Here is a 16,362-nt window from a genome sequence, read left to right as displayed (position 1 = left end):
GCCGGGTGAATCTGAGCCAAATTTTCGGGCTGTTTCCCGATGCGGAAAACGCCGCGCAGAACCTGCTCGAAAAGGCGGTGGCCGGGCAAACGCCGGTGGAGGCAACCGATCACTTGGGCGTGGTGCACCGGATGTGGACGGTGATCGATGAAGCCGTCATCAAGCAACTCGTCGAGCTGATGGGCCCCAAGCCGATGTTCATCGCCGACGGACATCATCGCTACGAAACGGCGTGCAACTATCAGGACGAACTGGCGGCGGCGGGCAGGCTCACGCCCGATCATGCCGCGAACTACGTGCTGATGATGTGCGTGGGGATGAGCGACCCCGGCTTGCTGGTGCTGCCCACGCATCGGTTGTTTCGCGGATTGGCGGCGATGGATTCCAAGCAGTTGACGGAGAAACTTGGATCGAATTTCACTACTCGTGTGGCAGGCGAAGGGGCCGATTTGGCGCCGACGGTGTGGGGCGAGATCGACAAAGCGGCGGAGCAGGGGACGCTGGGGTTTTTCACCGGGAAGGATGAACGCTGGACCGTGGCTAAAGTAACCGACGCCGGCCGCAAGCGGATGGCGGAAATCGCCGGCGAGCATTCGGCCGATTGGCAAGGCTTGGGCGTCTCGCTGCTGCATCGGCTGGTTGTCGAAACGCTGCTGCACCCCTCACCCCAACCCTCTCCCACAAGGGGCGAGGGAGAAAAAGATTTGCCCAAGCCGAAGTATGTTCACACGGTCGACGAAGTCGTGGAAAGTTTGGAGCAGGGGGATGCCGCCACCCGCGATGCCACCGGCGTGATGGGGCAGGGGGGCCGGTTCGAATTGGCGGCCCTGGTGATGCCTGCCACAGTGGAACACATTCGCCAAATCAGCCAGCACAATGAGCGGATGCCCGCCAAAAGTACGTACTTCTATCCGAAGCTGGTGAGCGGGCTGGTGATTAATTTGCTGCAATAGTCCATCGTCAGTTGTCCGTGGTCAGTTGTAAGCCGACTCTACGAACAATCGTACCTGCAACAAACAACTGACTACCGACAACGGACCACTGACAACCATTCGTTTCACGTGGAACTGGATTTCACGCTAGCAACGCTGGCGTAGTTTGGGTGTTTCACGTGGAACGGGGGCTTTCGTGGAACCCTGTGGTTTCACGTGAAACGTCCGGTTGTGGGATATCCCCTGCCTTCAGCAAGCTCGTTATAACCGGAGCCCGCCGCGGTCCGAAAAAGCATTACGGCGATGTGCACGAGTGCTTCATGGGTTCGAGCTTCAGATCGCAACGGCGCGACCCACGGTCGCAGCTTGATAGCTTGGAAAGGGAATTCCAGCGTGGGCCGAATTTTGTGCGTGGCGAATCAAAAAGGGGGCGTCGGCAAGACGACCACGGCGGTCAATTTGGCCGTCGGGTTGGCGCTGGGAGGCCAGCAAACGCTGCTGGTCGATTTGGACCCACAGTGCAACGCCACCAGCGGCGTGGGACACAAGCCGGCGGCGCGGCATCCACTGGTTTCGCAAGCGCCGTGGAAGGAATCGCTGCTGAACACCAAGATCGCCAAGCTGGAATTACTGCCGGGGAGCCGCAGCTTTCAAGATGTGGAAGCCTTGACCGGCCCACAAAGCCAGGTGGCTACGCTGCGGCAGCACATGGCCAGCGGATTAAGCGCCTACGATTTTGTGCTGGTCGACTGTCCGCCCTCGCTGGGGCAACTCACGCGGACGGCATTGGCCAGCAGCACGGAAGTGGTGATGCCCATTCAGTGCGAATACTTCGCCATGGAGGGGCTGGCGCAAATGATCGAAGTGATCCGCCAGGTGATGAAGGAGAAACATCAACGGCTGCAATTCGGCGGCATCGTGCTGACAATGGTCGACGACAGCCTTGATCTGACGCATGAAGTGGAGCAGCAAGTGCGCGACTTTTTCGGCGAGATTGTGTACCAAACCGTCGTGCCCCGCGACGTGGCGGTGAGCGAAGCCCCCAGCCACGGCCTGGCGGTGATTGAATACGCACCGCGCTCCTGCGGCGCCCGAGCTTATGTGGAACTGTGCCGCGAAGTACTGGAAGCGGCGTAAAAACATAAAGCCGCGACCGTGGGTCGCGCTGAATCTAATTGGATAATCGAAACAACTAAACACCGCACACCAACACGGAGGATTTTTTTATGAGCACCACACGACGACTCGGCCGAGGTTTAGAAGCCCTGTTGGGCCATCCCTTCGGCAGCACGGGCGATAATAATGGACAAATGTGCACTGAACCACCCACTCCCATGTCCAGCGAAGGCATGCCGGCCGTCGATCAGGGGAACGTCAATCTGACAGCGGCAGCCGGCGGCATCACGCAGCTCAGCGTGTACGACATCGACGGCAGCCCTCACCAGCCGCGCGACGATTTCAACGATGCCGAGTTGGAAGCCCTGGCCCAAAGCCTGCGCGATCATGGCTTGCTCCAGCCGATTGTGGTCCGCCGCCTGGGCGACCGCTATCAACTCATCGCCGGCGAGCGGCGGTTACGGGCGGCCATTAAAGCGGGCTGGTCGCAAGTGCCGTCTCAAATTCGCGAGGCTGACGACCGGCAAGTGGCTGAGCTGGCCATCATCGAAAATTTGCAGCGCAAAGATTTGAACGCCATCGAAAAGGCGGCGTCCTTTCAGCAATATCTCACCACCTATGGCTGCACGCAGGAAGAACTGGCCGGCCGGCTGGCGGTTGATCGCTCGACGGTGGCCAATTTGATCCGGCTGCTGGAATTGCCCGAGGCCGTGCAGGAAGCGGTGTGCAAAGGCACAATCAGCGCCAGCCACGCTCGGGCCTTACTGCCGCTGGGCAGCCAAGAGCGCCAAGCGGAATTTTGTGAAAAAATTAAAACCGAGGAACTGAGCGTTCGGGCCACCGAGCAATTGGTGCAGGAAACGCTCGATCAGGCGGGCGACGTGCAATTGGCCGTGGTCGATGAAAACGGCGAATCGCACCCGGCCGGAAATTCTTCCCGCCGGCGAACCCGCAGCCGGCAAACCGCGTCACTAGAGCAGGAATTCAAAGCCGCCTTGGGCACAAAAGTGCAAATCAGCCAAACGGCCAAGGGCAAAGGTAAAATCGTGATCCACTTTGCCAACGCCGACGAGTTTGAACGCATCCGCGGGCAGTTGACTCAGGGCGTCATGCCGCAAGCGCAAACGGGGTGAACCGTCAAATTCACCACGGAGACACGGAGGGCACGGAGCGGGCAATTAACCGCGGAGACACAGAGACGCGGAGAAGACGGCAGGATTTCCTGGCAAGTTTCTTGAAGGCTTCGCCCTCTGCTATAATGCGGGGTATGAAACTGCAATTTTCGTTGGCTTGTTTGCTGCTGTACGTAACCGTCATAGGTTCTGTTGCAGGCCTGTGCGCTCGGGTGCCAGTGGACGATTGGGGCGATTTGGAATGGCTTCGGTTGGCGCCGCACGTGACTGATCTAAACAGCCTGCCATTTGACAGCACGTGGAGACCGGATCCTAACACATGGCACTTCAAACCCGTCACACCCTTTGTTATACCACCACCAAGGTCGCCTCACTTAAATGAGATAGTTTTGCGGTTAGCAATCTACTGTCCATTGAGCTCTGGATTACTAGCGGCGGCGATTTATACCAGTGAGCGCATACAGAAGCGAAGAATCGCAGCCTGACTTTCTTGAAAACTTCGCAACTTTCTGGGACTAAACGCCCTAGGCGGTCATTTATTGACTGAAGCTAGCCTGATGTGGACATATGATCACATAACAACCATTGCTGAATCGGAACGATCCGGTTAGGATGGTCATCTTGCGGGGCGTAGCTCAGCCTGGCTAGAGCGCTTGGTTTGGGACCAAGAGGCCGAAGGTTCAAATCCTTTCGCCCCGATTTACATTTCCTATCGACTCGTCCTTCCCGTCGGACTGAAAACTACCCGGGAGGGTTTTTTCTCCCGGGGCGACGGCATCCGCAGCCGTCTGTGAGTTCTTAATATGTTTGCGGCTTGTTTGCCCGCAATATATTTCTATCGGTGCCGGCGCCGATCCGAAGGTAACAATACCGCCGCAAATGCGATTGACTACTCTTTTCTTGGGCCGGACCGCTACAAATCTCAGGAAAAGCCGCGCATTCACCAAATTAAACAACTTGGTCACGGCGGCGAGGTTTTCAGAGTCAGTGGCCAATTTGTCGATCTGACACACCAGCATTAGCGCTTTCTTCACCTCGGCTTCCGTATCGACGACCGCGGTGGCTTCGACCTCTGAAGCTGCAATCTCAGCCACAAGGGCGTCGTGGCGTTCCTGCAAGTTCTTCGCCAATGCCACCATGGTGGATCGCTGCGCCTCGTCCTGCGGGAGGTCCTTGAGACGCTTGACTGCGTCCAAATTGGCGACGACTGTAGCCAACTCAGTTTTTTGGGCTGAGGTCCCCGAGGCCGGCTTCTGCGCATAACCATCACGAGCAGCGAGTTCGCGCAGTTTATTCTCAATTTTGGAAAGCATCCGAGGTGAAATGACCTGCTGCCGAATATAGCCAAGTACGAACTGAGTTGCAGCCGGGCCCAGTACATAATTAGAATCACATCGCTGTCCGTGACTCTGCATGTACTGGCCGCAGCAATAGCGGAACGAATCGCCATTCGGTGACCGGTACATGGGCCACGAACAATTCATATCGAAAATTCTTGCTCCCAGCGGATTGTTATTCGGATCGCGGGATCGGGGCTTGCCCTTCTGCGATCCGGCTCGCTCGTCAAGTTTTGCCAGCAACCGTTCGAGCCGGTCACGGTTAACAGGCGGCTCGAAGTGGGCGGCTGCCGAAATGGGTGACTGATTTCGAATCACCTTTCGTTTGCCATCCAAACGATAGTCGCTTTCTTCGGAAACGAGCCGTGGCCCATCCGGAGTAAAACGCAAAAGTTTGCCCATCGATCGTTGACCGTACATTTTGCATGCGAGCCACAGTGGATTTCTCGCAATGTTCGTAATGGTGGTGGCATGCCAAACACCGCTGACCAAATGCCGCATGCCGTTGTCCTTGCGGTATCTGCCAGCATCCGGAGAGGGGATCCCGTCAGCGGTTAAAATCGCTGCCACGCGTGACGCGGGAATTTGCTCAAGCATGTCGAGAATGCGTAGGCCAATCTGAAATCGCTGATCGTTGGCCGGCAACCACACTACGTGGTGTCCGGATTGTCGCACACGCTCTCCATCGGCCAACTTCCTGATCCTTGTGCCGTCCGCTTTCACCAGACACCGGTCAAATCCATATCTTGGTCTGCCGCCGGTGGAATATCCGGCTTCGGCCAGCGAAAGTTGAGCCTTAAGGATCTTGTCTGCCAGTGTCCAGTTTTCTTCACCGGCGTGACTGTAATCAATCAGAGCTACGAGTTGTTCTTCGATCTTTGGTCGCTCTCCGCGCGCTAACGGTGCTAGTGTTTTGTTCGTAAACACTAGGGTAATTCCAAGCTCTCGGAATTTTTTCTCAATGTTTAGGCCGTCGATCGGATCGTGCGGCCGTGCCAGGCGATCGCGCCTGGGGATGAAAATGTGCGAAACTCTCGAATCCCTCTTCGCCTCCTGAAGCAGTGCCTCCAGAGCCGGCCTGGTCAGTTGGTCCCCTTCAACTTCATAGTCCAAAAAGATGTCTCCATCGGCACTACGGCTATCGTGGATCATCGCTTCGATTTGCTCGGCCGTCCCACGGAACTTAACGCCCAATTCCAGGCATAGGCCTTGGGCCCACCTCACGTACATCGGAGGTGTCCTTTCAGCTTTGCCCCCGGAATCGCGCGTGTAGAACACACCGCGGCCAGATTTCGGCCGTCCCATTTTATTCCCCCTTGCCATTGAATAGTTTTGATATGCATTCCCGGTTTTGCCAGGCAAAATCAGCAATCAGTTGCACGAATTGCTCCTCATCAATGCCTTGCACGAAGATGTCGGCCCCGAGAGTTCCAAGGCCATTATGTGAAAACCTCATCATCCAAAACTGTAAGACGCGGTGCGAGAGGCTAACCGCTTGCGGATCGGCAAATTCCTGAGGTCCCTTTTCCGCTCGAATAGCAAGCTGTTCCAGAGCATCTGCAAAGCAAGGGAGCCCTGCAGCAATGTGGTCACGGATACCGCACCGCTCCCACCAGAACAATTCAAATACCGCCGCCAGTTCTAGTAAACAAGCCTTCGGAAGATCAATGATTCGCATGTTCCCCGTTTTTTCGGGGGGAATCATGTCCAGGGCTTGCAAGGCCGCGATCGCGAGCCTTGCTCTGAATTCAGCGTGCAAAATTACCGCGGTCAGGAAGTCCTTTGCGATAGACTTATTGACATCCGAATTTATGGTCGATTGGGTCATCCCTGACCTCGTTTGTTACAGCATGTCCGAATACTGCAGCAAGCGACTGGCCGGCACTATTCCAAAGTCTTGTGTTAAAAAAGCAACATTTTTATGCTGGGCCACGCTTGTTTTTGTGTTGACGTTTTTTGGCGAGGACGTAGCGTAGGCGTTTTGCATTCCAATCCCGTTGCGTCATATAACAAAGGTCCATGACTTGTGATTGCCATTCAGCTTTTTCGCGATTTTCTTTTCTGTCGGCGTCGTTTTCGTTTCTAGCGCTCATCTCTATCCTCCTTGCGTTTGTAATCAAGCCACGAGATTGCTCCGCCCGGTGAAGGCTAACAGTCCTTCCACCCTTTATGACACAATCGACGGAGATATTTAGGTCGGGTACATTTGCAAAAAAACTGAATGGAAGTCAAGACTGAGTACTGCTAATAATCATCTCCAAAGCGTTGGTTTCAGTACCGGTGCAATTTGATCGACATCGAACTCCTATACGCGACATAAAGCTTTGTACGACAGGGCAAATTTGAAAAACTCGATCAAGGTTTTATGTCTTTCCGCTGAAGAGAATCGGTGTTACACCTTGGTTGCGTTTGCTTGACACAAGTCATTGGACATTCGCGGTTTCCGACGGCAATCCATGGAGATGATTCGTTCTCCGGGCGTTCTGATATAGCGTCTGCACCGTCTGCCGGGCTGAATAACCACGGACCAATTAGCCAAGAGAAACTCCGTAACTGCAATTTGATTTCGAACTCCTGTTTTCACAAAATGAATTCTCGCGGCTGATACATCGTCTGATTTTGTGATATTGCAGAGGCGTTCCTCACGGCAAGAGCAATTCGCGGTGTAATCTAAGACTACGACAATTATTTTCTGGAATTCGGTTTCACATTCATCATGATCGTTAAAGTTTTTCAATTCCGTTCATTTCAAGGCGAGTTCCTGGGGTCCAGCAGTGTGGCAAAGTGCGGTGCAATGGCGAAAAATTTGCAATTTGGGTTTTTATGCATTTTGTTAGGTCTGGCAATACGCCTTTTCATTGTAAAGCTCTTGGCCTCAGGCAGTTTAGAACGTAATAGCTGCGGTAAGCTAGTGAAATCCTTGTGTTGGCGGCTCCCCCCTACTTGATTTTACGAACGGGAACTGTATTGTGTGCGTGTTCAGGGATGCGATTAGCTCTGCGCGATTCGTAGTCCGATGCGACTGCGACGCTAGGCGATCGCTTTTCCACAATGTTGTTCGGCGCATTCTGAGGCTCCGGGGCAATGGCCTTCTTCGCGCACTCTCTTCCGAATAGACCTGAAACCGAATGGGAGCCGCTGGAGGTCCATCTGCGAAATGTCGCCGTGCTTGCCCAGGAATTCGCGAATCGGTGTTCGGCGGGCGAGTGGGGGTGGTTGGCGGGATTGTGGCATGATATTGGGAAGTATCAGCCGGAATTTCAGGCGCGCCTGCGCGATAAGCGAATTCATGCGCCGCACGCGGGATTCGGCGCTGCATTAGCTAATGAGCGGCACCCACGCTTGGGGCAGATTTTGGCGTTCGTCATTGCGGGGCATCATGCAGGTTTGACAAATCGCGAGAATTCGGAATGCGCGCATTTGCCGCTCAAGACGGTTGTCGAAAATTACAGCAGTGTTTTGCGCAAGATAGAACCCTATGTGGACCGTTCGATCTACGACGTACCGCTGCCGCCAGTGCCTACCTGGCTACAGAACGCTCTGAAGGAATACAGCAGTGCGGAGCGAATGGAGTGCTGGGCGTTTTTCACGCGGATGCTATTTTCCGCGCTCGTTGATGCGGACCGCATTGAAACAGCGCGATTTTACGCCGCAGCTACCAAGAGTCAGGCGGTTTTCGATCGGATTCAGTACGATTCTATTGTGCAACTCCGTGACCGGCTGGATACATACATTGACCGAACCAAAGTCAATCCAGATTCCACGCCTGTTAATCGGTTGCGGAAAGAAGTGCTCGATGCTTGCCGTGAGGCCGCAGTTAGTGGTCCGGGTTTCTTCTCACTGACGGTTCCTACCGGCGGCGGCAAAACTTTGTCCGGGATGAGCTTCGCTTTGCGACATGCAGTTCGAAATAAACTTGAACGCGTGATCGTCGTAATTCCGTTTACGAGCATCATCACGCAAAATGCGCATTGTTATCAGGATGCTTTCGGTGAATTGGCATTTTCGGGCAAGAGCAACGTGTTGGAACATCACAGTGCGATCGATCAACAAAAGCGGGCCGAGGAGCATTCTGAGCAAGAACTGCTGCGGCAAACAGCGGCGGAAAACTGGGATGCACCTGTTGTCGTCACCACGACCGTTCAGTTCTTCGAATCACAGTTTAGCAACCATCCTTCGCGTTGTCGCAAACTACATCGAATCGCGAGGAGTGTCATTATCTTGGACGAAGTGCAAACGCTGCCTCCGCGATTGCTCTTGCCGATCCTACATGCATTAAAGCAACTCGTCCGGCATTATGGTTGTTCGATCGTGCTTAGCACAGCTACGCCGCCAGCTCTTGAAGCGAGATCATCATTTGCCGTCGGCTTGAAGAATGTAACGCCGATTATTAAGGACGCTGGCAAATTGTTTTCCAGCCCAGCGGCACGGCGGGTTGCGGTCGAGTGGCGAATAGAACGGCCAACTCCTTATGAAGATATTGCGGCCGAAATGGCCACGCATCAGCAAGCTTTAACAATCGTTCATCTGCGCAAAGATGCTCGACAGCTTTGCGAGCTTCTTCAGCCCGAGGGACGCTTTCATCTTTCGGCGCTCATGTGTCCGGCCCATCGGATCGAGCGAATTGCAGCAGTTGATAATCAGTTAAAAGCTCGCCACGTTTGTCGGCTGGTTTCCACACAATTGATCGAAGCGGGTGTTGACGTCGATTTTCCGGTGGTTTATCGAGCTTTGGCGGGATTGGATAGTTTGGCGCAGTCGGCCGGCCGTTGCGATCGCGAGGGACTAAGGACCTTAAGGGCAGGTAAACCCGCCGGCCGATTCATTATCTTTCGCGCTATTACGCAACCGCCCCCAGGAACATTGAGGAAGGGAGTGGAGACAACACAAAAATTGTTCGAGTTGCAGTCGTCGGAACCACGGCTAGTCGGTGGTTTGGACCTGCTGAATCCGGATCACGCGCTATTGTACTTCGAGCAGTTTTACGAGCTCAATCATCTGGACCAAAATCAAGTGCTGCGAGAGATTGGCGAACTAAATTTTGCAACGATCTCAGAGAAGTTCCAGATGATCGCCGATAATGGCATGCGATCGATTGTCGTGCCCTGGAAAGAGGGACGCGAACGAGCTGCGCGCTACCAAGCCGAGCCATCACTACAAACTGTCCGGGCTTTGCAGCCTTATTTAGTTCAAGTGAACAAGATGTATTTTGATAATATTGCTGGTCGTGGAATGATCGAAGTTGCGGACAACTCGATCGGGCTGCCGACGCCTCTTTTTTCTAGCGATTGGTACAGTGATGAGTTTGGGCTGCAGCCAGACCCACAAGCAGACATTTCTCCTGATGCGCTTATTTTATAAGGATGAAAGTTCCACGGGAATGGCGTTGCCATTCCCGCGGAAGAACTCACAAACTACAGCCACGAAACAGTTAGAAAATGGGGCTTCGAATGGCAACTATACTTCGCGCGCGTACCGCAGGTCCCATAGCCTGTTTTACGAGACCGGAGCTTAAAGCGGAGAGGGTGTCCTACCCGGTTATGACTCCGTCGGCGGCCCGCGGGATTTTAGAGTCAATTCTTTGGAAGCCGGCTATTCGTTGGCGGATCGATCGCATTCATGTGCTTAGCGAGATTCGCTGGGTCGCGTTCCGCCGGAACGAGGTCGCAAGCCGCGCTTCGGCGCCAGCGGCGGCCGTGATCGAAAATGGTGGCACCGCGCCGGTGCTCATTGTGGAGGACGATCGCGCACAGCGAAATACCGTAGCCCTTCGATCGGTCGATTACGTCATCGAAGCACATTTTGAAATGACCGAGCGCGCCGGCGCTGAAGACAATGTTCGCAAGTTTGAAGATATGTTTCAGCGTCGATTGGAGAAAGGCCAGCATTTTCAGCAACCCTATTTTGGCTGCCGGGAGTTTGTGGCCCACGTTTTACCGGTCACTTCCGAGACGCCTAAGCCGATCGATCATAGTCAGGATTTGGGCCTGATGCTGTGGGATATGGAATTCGGCAACGGTCGCACTCGCCCGCGTTTCTTTCGGGCCAGTCTTGAAAAGGGCGTGTTGGAAGTACCCGCGACTCCAGAGGTTACTTTAGTCGAGTCCGAGGAGGCCTCCTTATGATTTTGCGAGCTCTTGTCGAGTTGGCTGATAAAGAGCAGTTAGTGCCGGATCCGGATTTCGAAATAAAGCCGGTTTCGTGGGTTATTGTTCTCAAGCCAGACGGTACGCTAGCACAGATCGAATCACGGCGAAGCAATCTCAACGAGGGAACAGAGCGGAAGCCGAAATATGTGGGCAATCCGATGGAGATTCCGCGGCAACCGATTCGCACGAGGGGCGATTCAGCATTTTTTCTTGTCGACAAGTCGGAATATGCTTTAGGGTTTGACCCTGCCGGCGCGCGCGATGCGGAGAAGCTACGGATTCGGCTGGAATTGTTTCGCGAACAAATCAGTTCTTGCGCCACGGCCATAAAGGAGCCCGATGTGCAGGCAGTGGTCAATTTCCTAAATAACATAGCCAATTATCGAGATGATATCGAAGAGAGTTGCAAACATGACCTATGGGCGCCGAATGACATGTTCGCATTTCGGGTTGGGACACATGAGTGCGTCCATTTGCGGCAGGGGGTGCGCAATTATTGGAAAAGCCTGAGGACCGCGAATAAAAAGGCTGCCGATGATTCCTCGCTTCGCTGCCTGGTCAGCGGCGAATCGATTGGCGAAGTCGGACTGTTTCCGTTGTTGAAGCGAGTTCCCGGCGGAACATCGAGCGGTGTCTCATTGGTGTCCTTCAATGCCTCTGCGTTTGAATCATATGGATTGAAGGGCAATGAAAAACGCGCCCGTCTCACGAGAGGTTGCCGAAAAGGCATCAACCGCGCTGAACCGCCTGCTGAGCGACTCGTTTCCGAATCCGTCGAATCCACAGCAGGCAATGCCGCTGCGCAACATTCGCATTAGCGGCGACACGGCAATCTGTTTTTGGTCGGCGTCGCAGGCTGGAGACTCAGACGAACTTTTCGATGACTCTCTGATTCCTGCCTTGAATGGAGAAACTGAGGATACGGTTTCTGAATTTTATCGAACTATTTTGCACGGCCGGCGCGTCGTGATCAAAAAACCAACGGCGTTCTACGTGCTGGTCATCTCCGGCGCACAAGGACGGGCAATTGTGCGTGACTGGATCGAGACCACTTTGCAGCAGGCCCTCGATCATTTGGCGGAGCATTTCGCCGATCTGCAAATTGTCCGAAATGCCCGTCCCAAATCAGGAACGCCTGAAACGCCGGTGATTCCTTTGCGGTGGCTGATGGATTGCTTAGCGGCGGAGGGCAGGTCGGAAACGCCTGCCTCATTGGAAGCAGGTTTTATTCGCGCTGCTTTTACCGGTACACCGTACCCGTTCCAGATTCTTCAGCGTGCGCTGATACGATCACGCGCTGAAGCCACTCGTGATGAATGGACCGACGCCGCGCGGCGTGATGCGCGAGCGGCGCTGATTCGCGCGGTTTTGAATCGGCGTCGGCGGTTCGATTCCCAATTATCTCTTCGATATCCGGAGGTTCCCGTGTCTTTGAATCCTACGTTAGAAAGCGAAGGCTACTCGTTAGGAGCGCTGATGGCCGTTTTAGAAAGGATACAGCAGCTAGCACTGGGCGATGTAAACGCATCCGTGATAGATCGATACTTTTCCGCGGCGTCGGCGGCGCCACGCTCGGTATTTATTCGGCTGCTAAAGAATTCGCGTCATCATGCCAAAAAAGCAGGTGATGTGGATGACGTTAAACAGCGAGGTTTTGCCCGACGGCTTGATCGACTTATCGATCACTTCTGCTCCCGATTCGATGTGAGTCGAAAACGATACCCCTATCAAACCACGGGCATTCCAGCGCATCTCGATTTGGAGCAACAGGGCTTGTTTGTGATTGGCTACCACCAGATGCGGCATTGGCTGTGGATGCCGAAAGAAGAACGAGAGAAATGGGAAAATGAATATCCAGAGACAGCCAGTGCATTTCGATTTTCGCGAAGAGAAGCCGAACTCGACGAATCGCAAGCACAAACAGTTTAGCTTTTAGTATGCTTTCACACCATTATTTTTATGACACATAAAAGTTTCCAATCGAAAAGGAATCCCCTATGGCAACGGCAGTCGCAAGAGAATCTGTAGCAGCCGATCTAAGCGAGAAGGCGATCGATAAACGGTACGAGTTCGTTCTTTTGTTCGATGTTCGCAATGGTAATCCTAACGGCGACCCCGATGCGGGAAACGCGCCGCGTGTCGATCCGGAAACTGGGCGCGGCTTGGTTTCCGATGTATGCCTCAAGCGAAAGATTCGCAACTACATTTTGCTGGCCAAAACTAACAAGGGCGAGCCAGAACCGGGCTTTGATATTTACGTGAAAGAAAAGGCAGTTTTAAACCAGCAACACGAGCGGGGATACAAGGCGCTGGGGATTGATGCCAAAAAACCACCCAAACCCAAAGACGGCGAATCGCCGGCGGAAGAGCGAGTGCGCCGCTGGATGTGTGAAACTTTCTTTGACATACGCATGTTCGGCGCTGTCATGACGACCGGAGTGAATGCCGGCCAAGTGCGGGGGCCCGTTCAAATCGCCTTCTCAAGCTCGATCGATCCGATTGTTTCGCTCGAACAGTCGATTACTCGCATGGCGGTTACCACAGAAGAAGAAGCCAAAAAACAAGCCGGGGGTAATCGAACAATGGGCCGCAAAGAAATTATTCCCTATGCATTGTATCGCGCTCATGGATTCATCAGTCCTAGCCTTGCAGAGCAAACTGGCTTTAGCCCCAGCGATTTGGAACTGTTATGGACGGCGCTCGAAAATATGTTCGAGCACGATCATTCGGCTGCCCGTGGCGAAATGGGCGCATGCAAGTTATTCATTTTCGAGCACGACAGCAAATTAGGGAGTGCACCCGCACGCAAACTTTTCGATCTGATCGAAGTGCGCGCTAAAGATCCGGCTCGCCCCTCGCGCCAATTTACGGATTACGAGGTGATTGTGGCCCGCGATAAACTGCCCTCGGGCGTCAGCTTGCATGAGCTGTTATAGAGGTGCAGGCGTCTATGTTCACCGAAGATGAGTTATTGCCGATTTCGGCTTTGCAGCATTTGCTGTTCTGCGAGCGGCAGTGCGCGCTGATTCATATCGAGCAGATTTGGGCAGAGAATCGGTTTACCGTTGAAGGTCAACATTTTCATCGCAAGGCGCACGCGGCGCGGCCGGAATTGCGCGACGGGGTGCGAATCGCGCGCGGTTTGCCGCTCCGGTCGTTTCGACTAGGGCTGGTCGGCAAGGCCGACATTGTTGAGTTCGGCGCGAGCGGCCTCATCACCCCCGTCGAGTACAAGCGTGGACGGCCGAAGAAAGACGATTCCGACCGCGTCCAGCTCTGCGCTCAAGCGATCTGCCTCGAAGAAATGCTGCACGCGAGCATCGATCGCGGGGCCCTGTTCTATGGCAGGCGGCGCAGGCGAACCGAAGTCCTGTTTGACCTCCCGATGCGAGAGCTCACCGAGTCGGTCGCTCGCCGGCTGCACGCATTGATCGCCTCGAGACAAACGCCGCTCGCGTGGCACGAGCCGAAATGCGATCATTGCTCGCTGCTCGCGCTTTGCATGCCGGGCGCGGTGGGTCGCACGAAGGGCATCGTAGCGCAGATCGATCGCACCTTCGGCGAACATTTGGCATCGGTTGGACCGCAATCGGACACGTTCTCTTGGGACAATCTTTCCGAGACCGCCAGGAAGCAATCATGAAACAACACCTCAATACCCTGTTCGTGACGACCGAAGGAGCTTATCTCGCCAAGCAGGGGGAAGCGATTGCCGTGAATGTCGAGCGGCAAACCAAGCTTCGCGTGCCCTTGCACAATTTGGACGGAGTGGTCTGCTTTGGCCGCGTCGGCTGCAGCCCTTCGCTGATGGGCGCTTGCGCCGCCGGCGGCGTTACGATTTCGATGGTCGACGCGTATGGCCGATTTCGCGCCGCGATTGTCGGCTTCACTCCTGGCAATGTGCTTCTGCGCCGCCAGCAGTATCGCGTGGCCGACGATCTGGCTGCAAGTTGCCTTGTGGCTCGCAATATGGTGGCGGCGAAAATCGCCAATTGCCGCTCGGTGCTGCTCCGCGCCGTCCGCGATGCAAACGATCCGGCGATCGGCGCCAATCTCCAAGGGGCCATCAATCGCCTGGCTTGCGACATTCAATCGGCCCGAGATTGTGAATCGCTCAACACGCTGCGCGGGATCGAAGGGGGCGCGGCCGATGTCTATTTCGGCGCGTTTCCCGCGCTGATCGCGAAACAGAGCTCGGAATTCACGTTCAACTTGCGGAGCCGTCGTCCTCCGCTCGATCCGGTGAATGCGCTGCTCTCGTTCCTGTACGCTATGCTGGCTCACGACTCGCGCTCGGCGTGTGAAGCGACCGGTTTGGACGCGGCCGTCGGTTTCCTGCACCGCGATCGTCCGGGGCGGCCGGGATTGGCGCTGGACTTGATGGAGGAGTTTCGCCCCTTCATTGCCGACCGTCTCGCGCTCTCGCTCGTGAACCGCCGGCAAGTGACGGCCAGCGGGTTTAAGAAAACCGAGACGGGGGCCGTGCTGATGGACGACGCCACGCGCAAGGAGGTGCTGGTGGCCTATCAAAAGCGAAAGCAAGATGAAATAGTGCACCCGGTGCTGGGCGAGCGAGTGAGTGTCGGCCTGCTCATTCATTTGCAGGCGAGGCTGTTGGCTCGCCGGCTCCGCGGCGACTTGGACGCATATCCACCGTTCATCTGGCGCTGACGCCGGCAAAATTGTAAAAACATCCGAATTCGACTCACCGACTTCCGAGGGCCGAATCAGCGATGTATGTTCTCGTGACCTATGATGTGAGTACGACGACCGCCGAAGGCCGCCGCCGGCTGCGGCACGTAGCCAAGACATGCCTCGACTTCGGCCAGCGCGTTCAGAATTCCGTGTTCGAATTGAAGGTCGATCCTGCCCAATGGACAGTATGCAAGCTGCGTCTTCTGGAAATTATCGACCCGGCCACAGACAGTTTGCGGTTTTACTTCTTGGGCAAGCACTGGCAGCGCCGGGTGGAACACGCGGGCGCGAGGCCCGGATACGACGTCGACGGACCCCTCATTGCTTAGGTTGCGAATGCCAAGCGCACGGCATCCGCCTCGACCGTTCGCGATTTTTATAAATCGGGAACGGTATTGGTTTTCAGGATTTGCACGAGTTCCGCGCCTAGAGCTCCAACGCATCTTACTGGGGGTTCGCGAGATGAGAATCATTGCGTCTTTCGTGGCAAGGACTTAGACTGACGGCATCGCGGCCCGCGTGGGCCGCGTGGATTGAAACAGCAAGTGCAATCGGTGGATTATGATCGGTTGCCATCGCGGCCCGCGTGGGCCGCGTGGATTGAAACCGTCTATGGGTTTCAACGATGCGCAAATAAAAAAATCGCGGCCCGCGTGGGCCGCGTGGATTGAAACCTTACATCAGAGCGCCAAGCGAATCGAGGAGCAATCGCGGCCCGCGTGGGCCGCGTGGATTGAAACCATTCGTCAATGTTCATTCCTTCACACTCCTTTCATCGCGGCCCGCGTGGGCCGCGTGGATTGAAACTCGTGAACTGTGGTGCTGCATCGCAGGGACCGGATCGCGGCCCGCGTGGGCCGCGTGGATTGAAACCGATCAACCGATACTTGGCGCTGTCGGACAGGCCGATCGCGGCCCGCGGGGGCCGCGTGGATTGAAACCTTGCGAGGCTTTGCCGGCTTGGGCTGTGCGTCATCGCGGCCCGCGTGGGCCGCGTGGA

Annotated in this window: 14 protein-coding genes, 1 tRNA gene and 1 CRISPR repeat array; of the genes, 12 read left to right on the top strand and 3 right to left on the bottom strand. The window is 55.2% G+C overall.

All coding sequences use genetic code 11. From position 1 onward, the window contains the following. The 4 genes from VMJ32_18090 to VMJ32_18075 form a co-directional block, all read left to right on the top strand. Window positions 1-953, top strand: a 953-nt coding sequence (locus VMJ32_18090) for a DUF1015 domain-containing protein (protein ID HTQ40932.1), incomplete at its 5' end; no start/stop codon positions are given. A gap of 372 nt (window positions 954-1,325) precedes the next feature. Then, on the top strand, window positions 1,326-2,069 hold the full coding sequence (locus tag VMJ32_18085; GenBank protein ID HTQ40931.1) for a ParA family protein: 744 nt from the start codon (window positions 1,326-1,328) through the stop codon (window positions 2,067-2,069). 89 nt (window positions 2,070-2,158) lie between these two features. Then, a complete protein-coding gene (locus VMJ32_18080) occupies window positions 2,159-3,181 on the top strand; it encodes a ParB/RepB/Spo0J family partition protein (GenBank protein HTQ40930.1) in 1,023 nt (340 codons plus the stop codon). Window positions 3,182-3,805: 624 nt separating this feature from the next. After that, window positions 3,806-3,880: transfer RNA gene (locus tag VMJ32_18075), tRNA-Pro, on the top strand. Here the strand turns inward: VMJ32_18075 and VMJ32_18070 are convergent. From VMJ32_18070 to VMJ32_18060, 3 genes are all read right to left on the bottom strand, one after another. Beyond that, the gene (locus VMJ32_18070) at window positions 3,862-5,748 is read right to left on the bottom strand and encodes a recombinase family protein (protein HTQ40929.1); all 1,887 of its coding nucleotides are present in this window, start codon (window positions 5,746-5,748) and stop codon (window positions 3,862-3,864) included. The genes VMJ32_18075 and VMJ32_18070 overlap by 19 nt on opposite strands. A gap of 76 nt (window positions 5,749-5,824) precedes the next feature. Beyond that, the gene (locus tag VMJ32_18065) at window positions 5,825-6,346 is read right to left on the bottom strand and encodes a hypothetical protein (GenBank protein ID HTQ40928.1); all 522 of its coding nucleotides are present in this window, start codon (window positions 6,344-6,346) and stop codon (window positions 5,825-5,827) included. 91 nt (window positions 6,347-6,437) lie between these two features. Then, the gene (locus tag VMJ32_18060; GenBank protein HTQ40927.1) at window positions 6,438-6,611 is read right to left on the bottom strand and encodes a hypothetical protein; all 174 of its coding nucleotides are present in this window, start codon (window positions 6,609-6,611) and stop codon (window positions 6,438-6,440) included. A gap of 1,696 nt (window positions 6,612-8,307) precedes the next feature. Here VMJ32_18060 and VMJ32_18055 point away from each other — a divergent pair. The 8 genes from VMJ32_18055 to cas2 all read left to right on the top strand — a co-directional run bounded on the left by VMJ32_18055 (window position 8,308) and on the right by cas2 (window position 15,691). After that, on the top strand, window positions 8,308-9,879 hold the full coding sequence (locus tag VMJ32_18055) for a DEAD/DEAH box helicase (protein HTQ40926.1): 1,572 nt from the start codon (window positions 8,308-8,310) through the stop codon (window positions 9,877-9,879). A gap of 89 nt (window positions 9,880-9,968) precedes the next feature. Next, complete coding sequence (gene cas5c / locus VMJ32_18050; protein ID HTQ40925.1) at window positions 9,969-10,643, top strand: type I-C CRISPR-associated protein Cas5c; 675 nt, start codon at window positions 9,969-9,971, stop codon at window positions 10,641-10,643. After that, window positions 10,640-11,485, top strand: a complete 846-nt coding sequence (locus VMJ32_18045) for a type I-C CRISPR-associated protein Cas8c/Csd1 (GenBank protein ID HTQ40924.1) — start codon at window positions 10,640-10,642, stop codon at window positions 11,483-11,485. The genes cas5c and VMJ32_18045 overlap by 4 nt, the downstream gene beginning before the upstream one ends. Continuing rightward, window positions 11,406-12,596, top strand: coding sequence for a type I-C CRISPR-associated protein Cas8c/Csd1 (locus tag VMJ32_18040; GenBank protein ID HTQ40923.1), 1,191 nt, complete (start codon window positions 11,406-11,408; stop codon window positions 12,594-12,596). The genes VMJ32_18045 and VMJ32_18040 overlap by 80 nt, the downstream gene beginning before the upstream one ends. A gap of 68 nt (window positions 12,597-12,664) precedes the next feature. Then, window positions 12,665-13,603, top strand: coding sequence for a type I-C CRISPR-associated protein Cas7/Csd2 (cas7c, locus tag VMJ32_18035; protein ID HTQ40922.1), 939 nt, complete (start codon window positions 12,665-12,667; stop codon window positions 13,601-13,603). A gap of 14 nt (window positions 13,604-13,617) precedes the next feature. Beyond that, window positions 13,618-14,310, top strand: a complete 693-nt coding sequence (gene cas4, locus VMJ32_18030; GenBank protein ID HTQ40921.1) for a CRISPR-associated protein Cas4 — start codon at window positions 13,618-13,620, stop codon at window positions 14,308-14,310. Further along, window positions 14,307-15,338: a type I-C CRISPR-associated endonuclease Cas1c gene (gene cas1c / locus VMJ32_18025; GenBank protein HTQ40920.1), complete on the top strand. Its 1,032-nt coding sequence runs from the start codon at window positions 14,307-14,309 to the stop codon at window positions 15,336-15,338. The genes cas4 and cas1c overlap by 4 nt, the downstream gene beginning before the upstream one ends. 62 nt (window positions 15,339-15,400) lie before the next feature. Further along, window positions 15,401-15,691: a CRISPR-associated endonuclease Cas2 gene (gene cas2 / locus VMJ32_18020; GenBank protein ID HTQ40919.1), complete on the top strand. Its 291-nt coding sequence runs from the start codon at window positions 15,401-15,403 to the stop codon at window positions 15,689-15,691. Between the two features lie 178 nt (window positions 15,692-15,869). Next, window positions 15,870-16,362: direct repeats of the CRISPR family, unit length 26 nt; unit sequence ATCGCGGCCCGCGTGGGCCGCGTGGA.

The organism is Pirellulales bacterium, from assembly GCA_035499655.1.
Taxonomy (GTDB): domain Bacteria; phylum Planctomycetota; class Planctomycetia; order Pirellulales; family JADZDJ01; genus DATJYL01.
Note: the sequence above shows the minus strand (reverse complement) of the source record. Positions and strands in the feature narration are given on the sequence as shown.